The organism is Bacteroides mediterraneensis (genome assembly GCF_900128455.1).
Taxonomy (GTDB): Bacteria; Bacteroidota; Bacteroidia; order Bacteroidales; family Bacteroidaceae; genus Phocaeicola; species Phocaeicola mediterraneensis.
In genome coordinates, this window is sequence record NZ_LT635783.1 from 723,323 (window position 1) to 740,296 (window position 16,974).

The 16,974-nt window shown below is 50.5% G+C and carries 12 protein-coding genes; 4 read left to right on the forward strand and 8 right to left on the reverse strand.

The genetic code is table 11. The annotated features are described in order from the left end of the window. Nucleotide 1: 1 nt before the first annotated feature. The 3 genes from BQ7480_RS02945 to BQ7480_RS02955 are packed head-to-tail and all read right to left on the reverse strand — an operon-like array spanning nucleotide 2 to nucleotide 3,354. Nucleotides 2-1,036, reverse strand: a complete 1,035-nt coding sequence (locus BQ7480_RS02945; protein WP_072541653.1) for an HlyD family secretion protein — start codon at nucleotides 1,034-1,036, stop codon at nucleotides 2-4. Nucleotides 1,037-1,069: 33 nt separating this feature from the next. Next, nucleotides 1,070-2,374 carry a TolC family protein gene (locus BQ7480_RS02950; protein ID WP_072541654.1) on the reverse strand — a complete coding sequence of 435 codons (1,305 nt, stop codon included), beginning with the start codon at nucleotides 2,372-2,374 and terminating at the stop codon, nucleotides 1,070-1,072. After that, nucleotides 2,371-3,354, reverse strand: coding sequence for an alpha/beta hydrolase (locus tag BQ7480_RS02955; protein ID WP_083581742.1), 984 nt, complete (start codon nucleotides 3,352-3,354; stop codon nucleotides 2,371-2,373). The genes BQ7480_RS02950 and BQ7480_RS02955 overlap by 4 nt, the downstream gene beginning before the upstream one ends. Before the next feature lie 116 nt (nucleotides 3,355-3,470). On the opposite strand from BQ7480_RS02955, the gene BQ7480_RS02960 reads away from it, so the two are divergent. Continuing rightward, nucleotides 3,471-4,277, forward strand: coding sequence for a helix-turn-helix domain-containing protein (locus tag BQ7480_RS02960; protein ID WP_072541656.1), 807 nt, complete (start codon nucleotides 3,471-3,473; stop codon nucleotides 4,275-4,277). 73 nt (nucleotides 4,278-4,350) lie between these two features. Here BQ7480_RS02960 and BQ7480_RS02965 read toward each other — a convergent pair whose 3' ends face one another. The 4 genes from BQ7480_RS02965 to yaaA all read right to left on the reverse strand — a co-directional run bounded on the left by BQ7480_RS02965 (nucleotide 4,351) and on the right by yaaA (nucleotide 10,282). Beyond that, entirely contained in the window at nucleotides 4,351-5,322 is a 972-nt protein-coding gene (locus BQ7480_RS02965; protein WP_072543870.1) for a type I phosphomannose isomerase catalytic subunit, read from the reverse strand. Between the two features lie 151 nt (nucleotides 5,323-5,473). Further along, nucleotides 5,474-6,637 carry a hypothetical protein gene (locus BQ7480_RS02970; protein ID WP_072541657.1) on the reverse strand — a complete coding sequence of 388 codons (1,164 nt, stop codon included), beginning with the start codon at nucleotides 6,635-6,637 and terminating at the stop codon, nucleotides 5,474-5,476. A 66-nt stretch (nucleotides 6,638-6,703) separates the two neighbouring features. Then, the gene (locus BQ7480_RS02975; RefSeq protein ID WP_072541658.1) at nucleotides 6,704-9,403 is read right to left on the reverse strand and encodes a TonB-dependent receptor; all 2,700 of its coding nucleotides are present in this window, start codon (nucleotides 9,401-9,403) and stop codon (nucleotides 6,704-6,706) included. Nucleotides 9,404-9,517: 114 nt separating this feature from the next. Beyond that, on the reverse strand, nucleotides 9,518-10,282 hold the full coding sequence (yaaA, locus tag BQ7480_RS02980) for a peroxide stress protein YaaA (RefSeq protein WP_072541659.1): 765 nt from the start codon (nucleotides 10,280-10,282) through the stop codon (nucleotides 9,518-9,520). A 115-nt stretch (nucleotides 10,283-10,397) separates the two neighbouring features. On the opposite strand from yaaA, the gene BQ7480_RS02985 reads away from it, so the two are divergent. After that, nucleotides 10,398-10,916, forward strand: coding sequence for a TlpA family protein disulfide reductase (locus tag BQ7480_RS02985; protein WP_072541660.1), 519 nt, complete (start codon nucleotides 10,398-10,400; stop codon nucleotides 10,914-10,916). A 183-nt stretch (nucleotides 10,917-11,099) separates the two neighbouring features. Here the strand turns inward: BQ7480_RS02985 and carB are convergent, their stop codons facing one another. Next, nucleotides 11,100-14,324, reverse strand: a complete 3,225-nt coding sequence (gene carB, locus BQ7480_RS02990) for a carbamoyl-phosphate synthase (glutamine-hydrolyzing) large subunit (RefSeq protein ID WP_072541661.1) — start codon at nucleotides 14,322-14,324, stop codon at nucleotides 11,100-11,102. A gap of 158 nt (nucleotides 14,325-14,482) precedes the next feature. On the opposite strand from carB, the gene trpS reads away from it, so the two are divergent. Further along, complete coding sequence (gene trpS / locus BQ7480_RS02995; protein WP_072541662.1) at nucleotides 14,483-15,577, forward strand: tryptophan--tRNA ligase; 1,095 nt, start codon at nucleotides 14,483-14,485, stop codon at nucleotides 15,575-15,577. 3 nt (nucleotides 15,578-15,580) lie between these two features. After that, nucleotides 15,581-16,873, forward strand: coding sequence for a UDP-N-acetylmuramoyl-tripeptide--D-alanyl-D-alanine ligase (locus BQ7480_RS03000; protein WP_072541663.1), 1,293 nt, complete (start codon nucleotides 15,581-15,583; stop codon nucleotides 16,871-16,873). Nucleotides 16,874-16,974: the final 101 nt, after the last annotated feature.

Genomic DNA, 16,974 nt, shown 5'->3' on the forward strand with positions numbered 1-16,974 from the left:
CTTATTGTTTTACGTAACATTCTACATTCATTCCGGCTCTCAGACGCTGCAAGTCTTCCGGACGGTTGTTTTGGGTAAATTCGATGCGGACCGGGATGCGTTGTTCCACTTTCACGAAGTTACCGGCCGAGTTGTTTTGTGGAATGAGCGAATAAGAAGCTCCGGTGGCATCCGAGATGGAAGCGATGCGGCCTTCAAATTTTACCCCCGGAATGGCATCCACTTTCACTTCTACCAGCTGGTTTCTCCGCATGTCGGTCGTTTGGGTTTCCTTATAGTTGGCGATGACCCATTTTTCCGTGCCGTCCACCAGTGTCACCAAGGCCTGTCCCGGCTGTACCAGTTCCCCTTCGTGGATATCCTTTCGTCCGGTCACTCCGTCGGTCGTAGCCAGAATGACGGTATAAGAAAGGTTCAGCTTGGCCAGGTTAAGAGCTGCTTCCGCCAGTTTGATGGCCGATTCGTTCTGTTCCAGTCGCTGGGTCTGTTCCTGTTTCTGGAGCAAGGTAGACTGTTTCTGTCGCATCAGCTGTTCGTAGCGGGCCTGGGTGGCCTCGTAGTCCGTCTTTACCCGGTCGAACTGTTGGGGAGTGACCGCCTCTTCTTTCAGCAGTTCCTGATAACGTTTATAATCGGTTTCTGCATTCTTCAGGCGGACCCGTTGTTCGTCGATGGCCGCATCCGTGACGAGGATGTTGTTCTGCGTGGTGTTGATGGTGGTGTGCATGGCACTCTTTCCGGCCAGGGCATTGCGGTAGTCAGCCTCGGCTTGGGCTACTTTCAACCGGTATTCCGTGTCTTCGATGATGGCCAGCGTGTCTCCTTTCTTCACGGTCTGGTATTCCTCAAAACAAATCTTCTTGATGAATCCCTGTACCCGTGTGCTGACGGGGGTGAGGTGCTGTTTCACTTGCGCATTGTCGGTGTATTCCACGTTGCCCAGGTGGATGAACTTGCCGCATACCCAGCTGATGCCGGCTGCGAGGACCAGAAGTATAAAGAAGTTGGAAATCGCTCTTTTCTTGTTTCGTATCATGTCTTGATTCTTTTTGTGTGAATATAAATGGAGTTAAAGGGTTCCTGTAATCTTTTTCAACAGGTAGTACTGATACAATATACCAATCTGATAGTTGGCCAGCTGGAGTTCCATGTCCAGCTGCATGTTGCTGGCATCCAGCATGTCGGTAATCAGTGACAGCCCGTTCAGGTAGCGTTGGCGGACAATCCGGAAGTTTTCGTGTGCCAGCTGTACGCTCTTCTGTTGGGTCTGGAGCCGCACGTAGGCTTCGTTCAGGTTCACGTAGGCTTCATGCACGTTGTGCTCGATTTCTTCCTTGGCCAGCTCGTAGTTCTTTTCCGCTTTCGAAGTGGCAATCCGTGCCTGCCTCAGTTTTTTCTTGCTTTTGAACAAGGCATCCAGGTTGTATGAAATACCGACTCCGGCAAACCAGTAGGTGAAATTGTTGTTCAATGGCGGTACCTCTACCAGAATCGGACCGGTGAAGTCGTTCGTGGCTGTCAGGTTGATGTGTGGTCTGCGTTCCGAACGAATCAGGTCCTGCTGGTTGTGGCTCAGCTTGATGGCGGTTTGTGCCTGTTGAAGAGTAGGCGACTCCTGCGAGTCTTCCATCCATGAAATTTCCTGTCGTTTGTCCACATTTATATGGAACAAAGCTGTGGAATCCGGGACGATGTGTATCGAAGGCTCCAGTCCGATGGTCGTCGTCAGCTTGTGGTTCAGTACATTGAGCCTGTTTACGGTAGAAGTCAGTCCCAGCTGAAGATTCTGAAGCTGCAGTTCGTAACGGGTGATGTCACTTTTCAGCGCTGTTCCTTGCTGGTAGGCAGCCCGCATATCCTTTACCAGCAGACGCGTCTGCTCGATGTTCTTTTCATATACGGTCTGTTGGTTCCGTAGCTGAAACAAGTCCAGGTAGTAGCCCAGCAACATGAATCGTAAATCTTGCTGATTGTTGTCGTAAGTCTGTTGGGACAGTTGGTGTTGTAGTTTCGCTTTTTGTATGTTTGCGTGGATACTTCCCCCTGCATAGATGACCTGTGAGGCCTTGAGTACAAAGGTATTCCCGAAGTGTGGCATATCGGCATGTACTCCGTTACTGAAATTTCGGTCGGTCATGCAACCATCCCCAATGTAATTGAGTTCCAGTTGGGCATTGATAGACGGCAGCTTGGCATCCTTGGCCACTTTTACAGCCTGTGCACTTTCGTCGATAGCCAGTGCATGCAGCTGAATGCTCTTACTGTTCTGGTCTGCCAGCTGAAACAGTTCGTGAATGGAGAGCACCCGCTCCTGGGCCGCAATGTACATAAAAAAAGAAAGAACTCCGATACTTGCAATTAGTCTTTTATTCATTTGTCTGTGTGATATTGAAAAACAGTTTGAAACCAGCTGACCACTCTCTCGATGACCGGTTGTTGGAACCAGTATAAATCGCCGTGTCCGGCACCTTCCACCGTGACGTAAGTGGCTTGGTTGCCTTTTTCTGTCAGAGCTTTGAACAGCTGTTCGCTTTGCACGGGCGATACCAGCCTGTCGTTACTTCCATGCATAATCAGGAAGGGAGGCATGTGCTCCTTTACGTGTCCCAGCGGACTGGCTTTCATGGCCTTTTCCGGGTCGGAAAGGATGCTGGCTCCCGCAAAGTCTGCAAAGGCAGGGCCGTGTACGAGTAAAGCTTCTGTTACAGCCGGTGAGGCATGAACCTGCTGTATGGCATCAGAATAACCTTCGCCGATGTTCAGCAAATTGCTGATGCCGTAAATGGTGACGGCAGCCTGTACGTCGGACGACTGGTCGAGATAGTCTCCTTGGTCAAACTCTTTTTCTCCATTGGTTGTGCCTACCATTTGTGACAGATAACCGCCGGCAGAATCTCCGATGACTCCGATGCGGGTGGGGTCGATGCCAAATTGCGCGGCATGTGCTCTTAGGAAACGTACGGCCGCTTTTCCATCGATGACCAGTGCCGGAAATTTGTCGGGAACCGTACGGTACTCTGCAGCGGCCACCACGAATCCGGCTTTGGCCAGTGCCATACGCATTTCGATGAACTTCTCATAATCTGCAGATGTGAATCCTCCTCCGGGGAAATATACAATTGCAGGTTTGGGGGTACGGGTCCGTGGAACCAGCACGGTCATCCGCAACGCACGGTTGCTGCGAGTGGAAATGACCTGTGAATAGATAATGCCACTGATTACATCTATCTGCCCCTCCGTAATTTCCACTTTGATGCTTTCCGGTCTGTTCTCGGAAGCTTTTTCGGGCATGGCCGATGCGCGGAAGGTGGTTCCTGCAAGCAAAACTGCAAATGCCAAAATACATTTCATCATAATTTCATCGCTAATTTATAGTCTCTTCTATTGCTGGTGCAAAATTAAACCTTTATTTTTATGCGGAATATGCGATTTATGCAAAAAGATTATCATTTTAAGCCACAGAACTAGCGATGAATCAGGAACAGGAGAGTTACATTTCGTTGATAAACCGTACCAGCCGGGAGACCATCCGAATCAAGAAGACGGGTTGGGAAGAGATTAATCTGCCGGGGCATACACACGGCCAGTGCCAGATTGTATATACTCTTTCGGGCACATTGCATGTGCAGATTGGTTCGACCAACTATTTTGTGCCGGAGAAGCACATTGCCTGGATTCCCGGTTGTACGGAACACAAACTGTGCAGTAACAACCGGCAGACTTCGCTGGTAATCTTTTATTTGTCGCTCGACAGCGATGGAGGCGATGAGGCGTTGAAGGATTTTTCCATTTACCACACCGACTCTTTTGTGGCAGAAAACCTGAAGTTTATCGCTTCGAAAGGGACGGAGATAAACCGGGAGGATACCCCCGATTTGTATGCTTTTGCCCTGGGCTTTTTCCGTTTGCTTCCTTCCATCAGCCAGAACATGGGCTTCCTGTTGAAAACCCTGACCATTCCCAACGATGCCCGTTTGCATCCCATATTGGCATACTTGCAGGAACATCTGCAAGAAAACCTGAAGATGCCGCAGCTGGCCGAACATTTCGGCTTCTCGGTGCGCAACCTGAGCCGTTTGTTCAATGAATCGGGCATACGCTTCAGCTATTATGTGAACAACCTCCGGATTATGCGGGCCATCGAGCTGTTTGCCGACGGAGGCAAGACCATGCAGCAGATTGCCTACGAAGTGGGATTTACCACCCCGAACAATTTCAACCGGGTGTTCCGTCAGATTACGGGCATGTCGCCCAATGCGTTTATGAAAAACGACTGAGTCCCTTTCTTCCGTGCGCGGGCAGGGAAAGAAAAGGACTCAGCTATAATGAGAAATAAGAAATGCAGGTAGTTTATACGTAAGTTTCCAGGAAGGACACTTCACCGTCTGGCACGACTTCCAGGTTTTGGGTCGTGGCAGGGAACAAGACAGACTCACCGGCTTTCAGGGAAATGCAGTTGCCTTCATTGTCGGTCACGGTGCAGCTTCCCTTCATGCAGATGTAGATGACGAAAGAATCCAGTTCACTGTAGTCCATCGTCATGGATTCTGTCAGGTTATAGACAGAGGTGGTGAAATACGGACAGCTGACCAGCTCTACCGGTTCATCCTTGCGCGGAGTGTAATGGGTGCGATAGTCGTTTTCTACCGTATAGTCGATGGCACCTTTCGACAGTTCGGTGTGCAGCTCGCGAAGGTTGCCGTTCTTGTCTCTGCGGTTGAAGTCGTAGATGCGGTAAGTGATGTTGGAAGTCTGCTGGATTTCGGCCAGGAAACAGCCTGCTCCGATGCTGTGGATACGTCCTGCCGGCAGGAAGAACACGTCGCCCGGCTGTACGTCGTATTTGTCGAGTGCGTCGCAGATGGTATTGTCTTCAATCATCCGGGCATATTCTTCCGGAGTGATTTTTTTCTTCAGTCCGGAATAAAGATGTGCTTTTCCGCCCGTATTGTCGATGATGTACCACATCTCCGTCTTTCCCATGGACTGGTGGCGCTTCATGGCCAGTTCGTCGTTGGGGTGTACCTGGATGGATAAATCTTGTTTGGCATCGATAAATTTAATCAGCAAAGGGAATTTGCCCTGGAAACGCTGATAATTTTCTTTTCCTACCAGTTTTTCCTTATATTCTTGCATCAGTTGGGTAAGGTTCTTGCCGGCATCTGCTCCGTCGGCCACCACGGATTCATCGCCCGGCACATCGGATATTTCCCAGCTTTCTCCCACCTGTTCCTGCTGGCAGTCAAGCTGTTTGAAAGGAATGATACGTTCTCCTCCCCAGAGGGTGGATTTCAAAATCGGTTTGAATTTTAAAGGATACATCATATACTTATTGTTTAGGTCTGTACAAAAGTAGTGAAAACCCTTCATAAAATGAGGAAATCGGAAGAAAAAGAATCTCCGGTTTTCATACGCGGTGGATACTTTGCATGAAAACCGGAGAAGAAAAGCAAATCAGTGTGATGTGTTATGGTTAGAATTTATAGCCAGTCCAGCTGAAGACACTTTGGTCGGCTCCTGTGTTGCCGTCTGTGATTTTGACATTTTCGTACGGAGTATCTCCGTCATTGATTTCCTTGCCACTGAGTGTAGAGCTGATTCCATTGGTGACACTCATTTGGGTAGCGGTAGTGGCGTTTCCTTTGGAGTCGGTCACATCGATGAAGTCTTTCATCTGTCCGTTTCCAATCACCAGGGCGTTTTCAATGTGCGCGGTAGCTCCTCTGCGTATCTTGATGGCGTCGTCCATCACCTGGCCGGTAGCGTAGGTGGCAATGGTCATGTTCTTGATGGTGAAATCCGACTGTCCTTGGTGGTCAGGTCCGTTTCCGTCCAGGTTACCGTCGGCTTCCACTCCACGCGGGTCTTCCTCCGTGCTGGTGTATCCGGCTTCCCATACGCCGTAGCAGTTACTCAACGTGCCTTTATAACCTTGGGTGAAATCGAACATGTCGTCATCGCAGTTTACAGCCAGTATGTTTTCCACATTGACCGTTCCTCCAAAGAATTCAATGGCATCGTCCGCACCGTCTGTGATATAAAGGTTCTTGATGGTCGTTCCTCTTCCCACACCGTTCAGGGTCAGTCCGTTGTGCTCGATGTCCGCACTGGAACGTGCACCGGTGAACCGCAATTCCACGTATTCCAGCGTACCGCTGTTGTCGTTTTCATCCGTACCTCCGTATTTCTGGTTGTTGTCTACTTCTGTAGAGCCCTGTTCGCCGCTGGTAGCTCCTGAAATCGGTGCCTTTCCGTTGATAATCAATCCACCCCAGTATCCCGTGGTAGCATTTTCTTCATCGTCGGCGGTAAAGACAATAGGTTTGTCGGCTGTTCCTTTGGCATTGATTTTACCTCCCTGTGCCACGAGAATATAGTTTCCGAATCCTTTGGCAGCTTTGATGGTGGTACCAGCCGGAATTTCCAGTGTGCCTCCGTCGGCGACGGTCAGCGTACCGTTCAGGATATATTCATTGTTGGCATCCAAGGTCAGGGTGCCTTCCACGGTTCCGTTCAGTTCAACCTTTTCACCTCTTGTGCCTGTTTCTTCCGGATTATCGTCGTTGGAACAAGCTGTTAAACTTACGCTGCTTACTATGGCTGCAAAGGCCATTGCTGTAAAAAATACCTTTTTCATAATGAATAATTGATTAAGAAAATTGATTGTCTTTATTGCTAGTTTATGTTATGTAAAGTCTCTTGATTAGAAGTTGCAGGCCACTCCGATGCTGAAGTCCATGCCTCTCTTGTATTTGCTCAGTACCACTTCTTTTCCGTCGGCATTGCCTTTCCGGGTCAGCTGGTGGGCCGGATTCAGCAAGTTCTTTGCTTTCAGGCTGAGGGTCACGTATTTGTTCAGCTGAGCGGAAGAAACGAAGTCGAGTGTCGGGACACCGTTTTCCACGATGTCCTGATATCCCTCCGTGCCGATGGTATGGATACGGTCGCTGAAATAGTTCACCACCAGTGTATTGGTAAAACTCTTCTGCCCTTTCCGGAACAGATGGCTCAGGTCTGCATTGAAAATCCAGGGTGCGGCTCCTTCCAGTTGTGAACCGGTGGGGTCGGTGGCCAGGGGCACTTTGGCGTAGGTGTACGTATAGGCCCCGTTGATGCCCAGGCTGAGTTTGCTGACTCCGTTGCCCTGCAGGTTGCGGTTGAACAAGTCCTTTCGGAATTCCATTTCCACTCCGGCCACGGTAGCGTGGTTCGCAATGTTCTCATAAGAGAGAAATCCTCCGGCACTGGCAATCTCGATGCGTGAAATCGGGTTCTGGATGTATTTGTAGAATCCGGTGACGGAAAACAGCTCGCTCGGAGAAATATAGAAATCCCACTTCAAGTCTACGTTGTAGTTGTCCGAAGGCTTCAAGTCCGGGTTACCCTGGCTGTTGAAACTGACACTGGTATAACGGAACGGGGAAATTTCTTTGGCTTGCGGCAGGGTGTAAGTCTTGCTGGCAGCCAGGCGGAGCGCATGCTTGTCGTTGAAATTATAGCGCAGGTTGAGGCTGGGGAGGAAATAAGATTTGTCGATGGTATTTTTTCCTTTGGTCCCTCCACGGTTCACATTGTAGTCCACGCGGATATTGACATCGTCGTATTTCACTCCGAGGTTGGCAATGAAGCGCGAGGTAAACTGATAAGTGGCTTCCGCATAGGCCGAGTGGATATTCTTCCGGACACCGTATTCATCCACGTTGCGGTCTAGCTGGAACATGCCGTTGTCCAAATTCTCCTGGTTGTAGAAATCCCCGAAGGAAATGTGTGCTAGGTCGAAAACCGACTGCTTGACGACAGACATGTCGTATTCCGTAGCTTCGAAGTTGTCGTCTACTATCCGGCCCATGTAGCCCAGTTGAATGTTCGACAAATCCCCATACCCGTTGTGGAGCTTATACGTCAGTCCGCCCCGGAGGTTCAGGTCGTTTTCCTGCAATTCAGAGAAATAACGCTGTTGCACGCCCGTACCTTTCATCGGTACATAACCCTTGTCGGTTTTTACCAGGTTGTTGATTCTTCTGTCGGGTTCGTTTCCTTGAATCGTGTTGTAAGAAAGTCCGGCATCCAGCAGGAAATTCTTGCCCAAGTCCCATTGCGTGTGAAGCTGGTTCACAAACAGCAGGTTATCGTTGGTCTGCTGACGGCGCATGAATCCCTCGTATGTGTCCGACGACTGATAGTCGGCATCCATTCCAAGGTAATCGCCCACAGAGGAATTGGAGGCATGCACCATCATGAAGTTGTAGGACAGGTGATGCTTCTGGTTGTGGGTGTAACTCAGGTTGGCCATGGCCAGCTGACTGGTCTCGATGCGGGAGATTTCGCCGCCCATATCCTGCGACAAATCACCGCTGGTAATGGTATTTCGCACTTCTTCGTCGTAGTAGGAGAAGTTTTTATGGTGACTGGCCACGATGAAGAAAGAGAGCGGGTTGTCGTGGATACGGAACTGTTTTCCCCCCGACAGACTATAGTCCTGGTTGATGGGGATATTCTTTTGGGAAGGGTCGATGGCATTTTTAAAGCTGTAGCTGTGCAAATCCTCTCCCGGTTGGGTGGTATTGGCAAATCCGAACAAGTTGCTTCCGCTGGCTTGCAGCAGGTCGCCCGACAGTGCTTGAGTATTGACACCTCCCGACAGGCTGAAATCCAGTGTGGCGTCTCCCGTCAGTTCCTTCGACGTGATGTTGATGTCGGCTCCTGATGCATCGGCAGGGGTGTTGCCATAAAAAGCCTTGTTCACTTCCACCGACTGGATGATGTCGGTAGAGAAAAAGTCGAGGGCAATATTCTTGTATTCAGGGTCTTCCGACGGAATGGGATAGCGGTTGAGAGTGGTGAGGTTGTAGCGGTCGCCCAATCCGCGGACAAAGACATTTTTCACTCCCTCCTGTTTCGAGATACCCGATATCTTGGTCACGGCAGCCTGTGCGTCGCTGACACCTTTTCGTGCCAGTTCTTTGGCGCCGACTGCCTGAACGGCCACTACCGACCGTTTTTGTTCCAGCAGGGTCACGCTTTCAGATTCGCGGTTGGCCTTGGCTACCACTACCACATCCGACAACAGGTGGTCGTCGGTCACCATTTCGAAATCGAGCGTAGTGATTTTATTGTTCTCAATCTTGACCTGTCTTTTGATGGCAGTCTTGTAGCCTACATATTTAATCTCGATGTCGTAGATACCGTCTTCCACTCCTGAAAGCTGGAAATTTCCGTCCATGTCGGTCACGGCTCCGATGCTGCTCCCTACAATCTGTACCGTGGCACCAATCAGCGGCTCTTTTGATTTCTGGTCTGTAATGCAGCCCTTGATATTGACATTTACCTCTACAGCAAACACTTTGGCAGTAATCAGTGAGGTAAAAAGCGCTGCGTGAATCCATCTTCTTGTTCTGTTCATGTATCGTTTGCTTTTTTCTGCCGCAAAGTTGCGGACTTCCCGTTACAGGGTGAAAGCAATCCGATGAAGTTGCATTTACGAAGATGTGTCGTCTGTGTTGCCGTTTTTTCATTCCTATTTCAGCAGGAAGCGGAGTGTCTGTGCATCGCTGGAGGCCGCATCGTAGGAAAAGCCTTCCCATTCAAAGGCTTTCAGCTGTTCCGGCTGTTCAATCCGGTTTTTCAGGATGAAGCGGGTCATTTCGCCGCGGCACATCTTGGCATAGACCACCACGGTGGTGGGTTTTCCGTTCTTCAGGGTATAAAATTCGGGAGTAATGACCTGGACTTCCCGGCATATCTTGTCCCAATGGAACAGGTCTTTCATTTCGCCACTGGCCAGATTGACCAGAACACCTCCTTGCCGACGGATGGCTTCGATGAAGTAGTCGGTCAGAATCGGTTTCCAATAGTCGAACTGCGTTTGGTGCTGGTGTTCCGGCAGGCGGACATTCCCCTCCATCCGGTAGTTCCTGATGGCATCCAGCGGACGCAGCAGGCCATATAAGAAAGAGGTAATGAACAGGTGCTGCTGGGCAAACCGGAAATCCTCTGTAGTAAAGTCGGCCGGATGGATACGTTTGAACACCATACCCGTGTAGGCTAGCAGTGCCGGGAGAGACGGAGTGTCCGGTGAAAGAAAATCCTGGTAACGCAGGCGGTTCTCTGCGGCCAGCTTGGCATTCACTTTCAGCATCCGGCCCAGTTCCTCGGCGGTAAATTGGTTCATGTACAGGGCATTTTCCCGGGCTTCCTTCTGAAAATGAGGCACAGTGGTTTCGGGGAATTTTATCTTGGTGCGTGCCGTCATGGTTTTGGCACACGAAATGAAGGTCATCATATTGCAGGCTTGTTTTTTCGTTAAAACTCTTTACAAAGATAGGTTCCCCGGCGGATTTTCCATCGGTTTACGGTATCTTTGTCAGGATTTAACATTTACAGAAAGGAAAAAGACAATGAAAAGCGTACGAATCTGGAGTCTTCTGTGCCTGATTTGGATGGGGGTGCTGGCAGCCTCTGCACAGGACACGGGAAAGGAAAAAATCAAAGTGGGAGATGTGATGCCTGCCATCACCCTCAGCTCGGAAGTGTATGGGAAAGTGGCCCCGGCCGACTTGAAAGGCAAGGTGGTACTGGTGAGCCTGTTTGCCACGTGGTGCGGCCCTTGCCAGCTGGAACTGGCGGAAGTGCAGAAAACCTTGTGGCCGAAATACAAGGATTGCAAGGATTTCAAGCTGCTGGTTATCGGGCGGGAACATACTGATGCCGAGTTGAAGAAATACAACGAACGGAAAAAGTTTACCTTTCCGCTCTATCCGGACCCGAAGCGGGAAGTGTTCTCTCTGTTTGCCGACCAGAGTATTCCCCGTGCCTATCTGTTCGGAAAGGACGGTAAGCTGATTCGGGCTTCCGTCGGCTATACGAAAGCCGAGTTTGAGGAGCTGATGAAAGCCATCGAAACGGCCCTGAAATGAGCGAAAAAAAGGGCCTGAAAAAACGCCTTTGCGTTTGAAGGAAAACGTAAGTTCGTTTTACCTGAAACGCAAAGGCGTTTTGTTTCAAACGTAAGTGCGTTTTCATGCAAACGCACTTGCGTTTTTTTTGAGCCCTCAAAAGGCTTCGAAAGTCTTCAGAAAACCTTCGAAAGTCTACATTTTTTATTTGTATTCCTGCCAGCTCTTTATCTGGATGTCTTCCTGCTTCAGATGGCAGAAAGCCTCGATGAATGCCTTGGCCAGACGGGCGTTGGTAATCAGCGGAATGTTGTGGTCGATGGCCCCGCGGCGGATGCGGTATCCGTTGGTGAGTTCCCGCTTGGTATGGTTCTTCGGGATGTTCACAATCAGCTCGAATTTGTGTTCCGCAATCATCTTCATCACGTTGTTTTCGGCGTGCGGACGTTCATCGGGCCAGAACACCGGTGTGGTCGGAATGCCGTGCGAGTTCAGGAAGGCAGCCGTGCCGGCAGTGGCATAGATGTCGTATCCTTTCTGGTGCAGCATGTGGCTGGCATCCAGCAGGTCCACTTTCGATTTGGTGGCGCCGGAAGAGAAGAGTACCGATTTCTTCGGAATCTTGTAGCCTGTCGCAATCAAGGCGTTCAGCAAGGCTTCGTCAAAGTCATCGCCCAGACAGCCTACTTCTCCCGTAGACGACATGTCGACACCCAGTACCGGGTCGGCATTCTGCAGACGGGCGAACGAGAACTGGGAGGCCTTGACTCCAATCCAGTCGATATCGAACGCCAGTTTGTCGGGACGCACGTACGGGGCATCGAGCATGATGCGGGTGGCCGTTTCGATGAAGTTGCGTTTCAACACCTTCGATACGAACGGGAAGCTTCGGGAAGCACGCAGGTTGCATTCAATCACTTTCACGTCATTGTTCTTGGCCAGGTACTGGATGTTGAACGGACCCGAAATGTTGAGTTCCTTGGCAATCTTGCGGCTGATTTTCTTAATCTGGCGGGCCGTCGCAAAATAAATGTGCTGTGCGGGGAATACCAGGGTCGCGTCGCCGGAATGCACGCCGGCATATTCGATGTGTTCCGATATGGCGTATTCCACAATCTCTCCGTTCTGTGCTACGGCATCGAATTCGATTTCCTTGGTTTCCTGCATGAACTGCGATACAACCACCGGATATTCCTTGGACACCTCACTGGCCATTTGCAGGAAGCGTTCCAGTTCCTCCTGGTCATAGCATACGTTCATGGCGGCTCCAGAGAGCACGTACGACGGACGAACCAATACCGGATATCCCACTTTCTTCACGAACTCTTTCACGTCGTCCAGACTGGTCAGTTCCTGCCAGGCCGGTTGGTCGATGCCCAGCTGGTCGAGCATAGCCGAGAACTTGTTGCGGTTTTCCGCCCGGTCGATGGAAATCGGAGAGGTACCGAGTACCGGTACCGACTGGCGATACAGTTTCATGGCCAGGTTGTTCGGAATCTGTCCGCCTACCGAGACAATGACACCACGCGGCTGTTCCAGGTCGATGACATCAAGTACCCGTTCGAAGGAAAGTTCATCGAAATACAGACGGTCGCATACGTCGTAGTCGGTAGACACCGTTTCCGGATTATAGTTGATCATGATGGATTTGTATCCCAGCTTGCGGGCGGTCTGGATGGCATTCACCGAGCACCAGTCGAATTCCACGGACGAGCCGATGCGGTAGGCACCTGAACCGAGGACGATGACCGATTTCTCGTTCTTGTAATAATTGACATCGTGTCCTTCCACGGCATACGTCATATACAGGTAGTTGGTCAGTTCCGGATGTTCGGAGGCCACCGTGTTGATACGTTTCACCGCTGGCAGGATACCCAGCTTCTTGCGGTAGGCACGTACTTGCAGGTTTTCTTTCTCCATGTTTCCCTGCGTGGGTTTCAGTACGAAGCGGGCAATCTGGAAATCGGAGAAGCCCATTACCTTGGCCTGACGGAGCACCTCGGCCGGAAGTTCTTCGAGCGAGTTGTATTCGGACAGCTTATGTTTGTAGTCGACAATGTTTTTCAGCTTGCCGATGAACCACGGGTCAATCTTGGTCAGTTCGTAGATGCGCTCGATGGAATATCCCTCTTCCAGGGCCTGTGCGATGGCGAAGATACGCAGGTCGGTCGGGTTGGACAGTTCGTCGTCCAGGTTCGTGAAGCGGGTATGGTCATTGCCCACAAAGCCGTGCATGCCCTGACCAATCATACGCAGGCCTTTCTGGATAATCTCTTCAAACGTCCGTCCGATGGACATGATTTCGCCCACCGACTTCATGCTGGAGCCGATGCGGTGGGATACGCCGGCAAACTTGTTGAGGTCCCAGCGCGGAATCTTGCAAATCAGGTAATCCAGTTGCGGAGCCACATAGGCCGAGTTCGGGGTGCCCATCTCACCGATTTCATCCAATGTATAGCCCAGCGCAATCTTGGCTGCCACGAAAGCCAGTGGATAACCGGTGGCCTTGGAAGCCAGTGCCGATGAACGGCTCAGGCGGGCATTTACCTCAATGATACGGTAGTCGTTGGTTTCGGCGTGGAACGCATACTGGATGTTGCATTCTCCCACAATGTTCAGATGGCGGATACATTGCTTTGACAAGTCTTGCAGCATGCTGACCTGTTCTTCGGTCAGTGAGCAGGTAGGAGCCACCACGATGGATTCTCCGGTATGGATGCCCAGCGGGTCGAAGTTTTCCATGCTGGCCACGGTGAAGCAATGGTCGTTGGCATCGCGGATGACCTCGAACTCGATTTCTTTCCAGCCTTTCAGGGATTCTTCCACTAGAATCTGCGGGGAGAAGGTGAAGGCACTTTCAGCCAGTTCGATGAATTTTTCCTCATCGGGGCAGATGCCGCTTCCCAGACCTCCCAGCGCATAAGCCGAACGGATCATGACCGGATAGCCGATAGACCGTGCGGCTTCGAGTGCATCCCGCATGTTTTCCACTGCCCGGCTGACAGGAGTCTTGAGGGGTACTTCGTTGAGTTTCTTGACAAACAGGTCGCGGTCTTCTGTGTACATGATGGCATCCACTGAAGTGCCCAGCACTTCCACACCATATTCTTTCAGAACGCCTTTTTGGTAAAGTTCCGTACCGCAGTTCAGGGCTGTTTGTCCGCCGAAAGCCAGCAGAATACCGTCCGGACGTTCCTTCTTGATGATTTCAGTTACGAAATACGGAGTCACGGGCAGGAAGTAGACTTGGTCGGCAATGCCTTCCGAAGTCTGGATGGTGGCAATATTGGGATTGATGAGGACGGAGCGGATACCTTCTTCGCGCAATGCTTTCAAGGCCTGCGAACCTGAATAGTCGAACTCTCCGGCTTGTCCGATTTTCAGTGCGCCTGATCCGAGAACCAGGACTTTTTTCAATTCTTTCTTCATGGTTATAGATAAATTGGTGTTTTTCTCAAAGGTTGTTTGTGTCCGGCGGCTGTTTTTGTCGTTTTGGACTACTTGCAAAGAAACGATTTATTTTGAAGAAAACAAAGGATTTATATATCTTTGCTGCAATTTAGAAAGTAGAAACAATAGCTTGTAGTATGAAAAAAGAAAAGATTATTTTGACCGGTGACCGCCCTACCGGTAAATTACATATCGGCCACTACGTGGGTTCGTTGCGCCGACGTGTGGAGTTGCAGAATTCAGGACTTTACGACAAAATCTTTGTGTTCGAGGCCGACGGACAGGCGTTGACCGACAACATTGACAATCCGGAAAAGGTGCGTCAGAACGTGATTGAAGTGGCATTGGACTATTTGTCTGTGGGACTTGACCCGGAAAAGTCTACCATTTTTATCCAGTCGCAGATTCCGGAATTGTGCGAATTGAGTTTCTATTACATGGACTTGGTCACGGTATCCCGCTTGCAGCGTAACCCGACGGTGAAGACCGAAATCCAGATGCGTAACTTTGAAACCAGCATTCCGGTGGGCTTCTTTACTTATCCTATCAGTCAGGCTGCCGACATCACTGCCTTCAAGGCAACTACCGTGCCGGTAGGAGAAGACCAGGAGCCGATGATTGAACAGACCCGTGAGATTGTACGCCGCTTCAACCATATTTATGGTGAAACACTGGTGGAACCGGAAATCCTGTTGCCGGACAATGCCGCTTGTCTGCGTTTGCCGGGAACAGACGGTAAGGCCAAGATGAGCAAATCGTTGGGCAACTGCATTTACTTGTCGGATGCTGCAGACGAAGTGGAGAAGAAAGTAAAGAGCATGTACACCGACCCGACTCACATCAAGGTGAGCGATCCGGGTAAATTGGAAGGCAACTGTGTATTTACGTATTTGGATGCCTTCTGCCGTCCGGAGCACTTTGGCCGTTATTTGCCGGAGTATGCCAACTTGGACGAACTGAAAGCACACTACACCCGTGGCGGACTGGGCGACATGAAGGTAAAGAAGTTCCTTGCTGCCGTGATGCAGGAAGAGCTGGAACCCATCCGTGCGCGCCGCAAGGAATTTGAGAAAGACATCCCGGCTGTATATGACATGTTGAAGAAGGGTTGCGAGGTTGCCCGTGAGGCTGCTGCCCAGACCATGGACGAGGTGCGCCGTGCCATGAAAATCAACTATTTTGACGATGCCGCACTGATTGAAGAGCAGGCAAAACGCTTTGCAGAGCAATAAAATATGGAAATAGAGGAACTATATAACCGCTTTACGGAATGTAACGGACTGACGACCGACAGCCGCCATTGTCCGGAGGGTTCTATGTTTCTGGCCCTGAAAGGAGAAACATTCAATGGGAATGCCTTTGCCGCTCAGTCGTTGGCACAGGGGTGCCGTTATGCGGTGGTGGATGAACCGCAGTATGCTTCTCCAGAGAATCCGCGGATTATTCTGGTGGACAACTGTCTGGAGACCTTACAGAAGCTGGCCAACTATCACCGCCGCCGGTTGGGTACCCGTATGATTGGGGTGACCGGTACGAACGGAAAGACAACCACGAAAGAACTGATTGCGACTGTATTGGGTGAGAAGTTCAAGGTGCTTTACACGCAAGGAAACTTCAATAACCATATCGGGGTGCCTCTGACGTTGTTGCGTCTGAAGCCGGAACATGAGATGGCGGTCATCGAAATGGGGGCCAATCATCCGGGAGAAATCAAGACCTTGGTTCACATTGCCGAGCCGGATTATGGTATCATTACCAATGTGGGGAAGGCCCATCTTGAGGGATTCGGTTCCTTTGAAGGGGTCATCCGCACCAAAGGAGAATTGTATGATTTCTTGCGGGAAAAGGGAAATGCCACCATCTTTATTCAAAACGAGAATCCTTATCTGAACAAGATTGCTGTCGGCTTGACGTGCGTCCGTTACGGACAGACTCCGGGACTGGATGTGACGGGAAAGGTGGTAGCCTGTTCGCCGTTCCTGCATTTCAGCTGGACAGCCGAAGGGGTTTTACACGAAGTGCAGACACATCTGATAGGGGCCTATAACTTGGACAATGCTTTGGCTGCCGTGGCCATAGGTCGTTATTTCGGCGTGGAGGATACACAAATCTGTCACGCACTGTCTTCGTATGTGCCGCAGAACAACCGTTCGCAGCTGGTACACACCGCTTCCAATACCTTGATTGTGGATGCCTACAATGCCAACCCCACCAGTATGATGGCGGCATTGGAAAACTTCCGTCAGATGGAGGCGGCGCACAAGGTAGCGATTTTGGGCGACATGAAGGAACTCGGGGAAGGAAGTCACGAGGAACACCAGAAGGTGGTCGATTTCCTGAAAGAATGCGGATTTGAACGGGTAATGCTGGTTGGTCCGGAATTTGGAAGCACTGTCTCTTCCTTCGAGCATTATAAGGATGTGAAGGAAGTGGAAGCCCTGCTGGCAGCCCATCCCTTGCTAGAATGTTGTATCTTGGTAAAAGGCTCCAACAGTATGAAGCTGAGTGAGCTTCCGGCCAGTTTGTAATAAAGAATTATTTATTTTGATAAAAGTCCATGTCCGAGAGGAGACCTCTTGGGTGTGGACTTTTGTCTATTCTGAAAATCAGTATGCAGAGACATAGAATA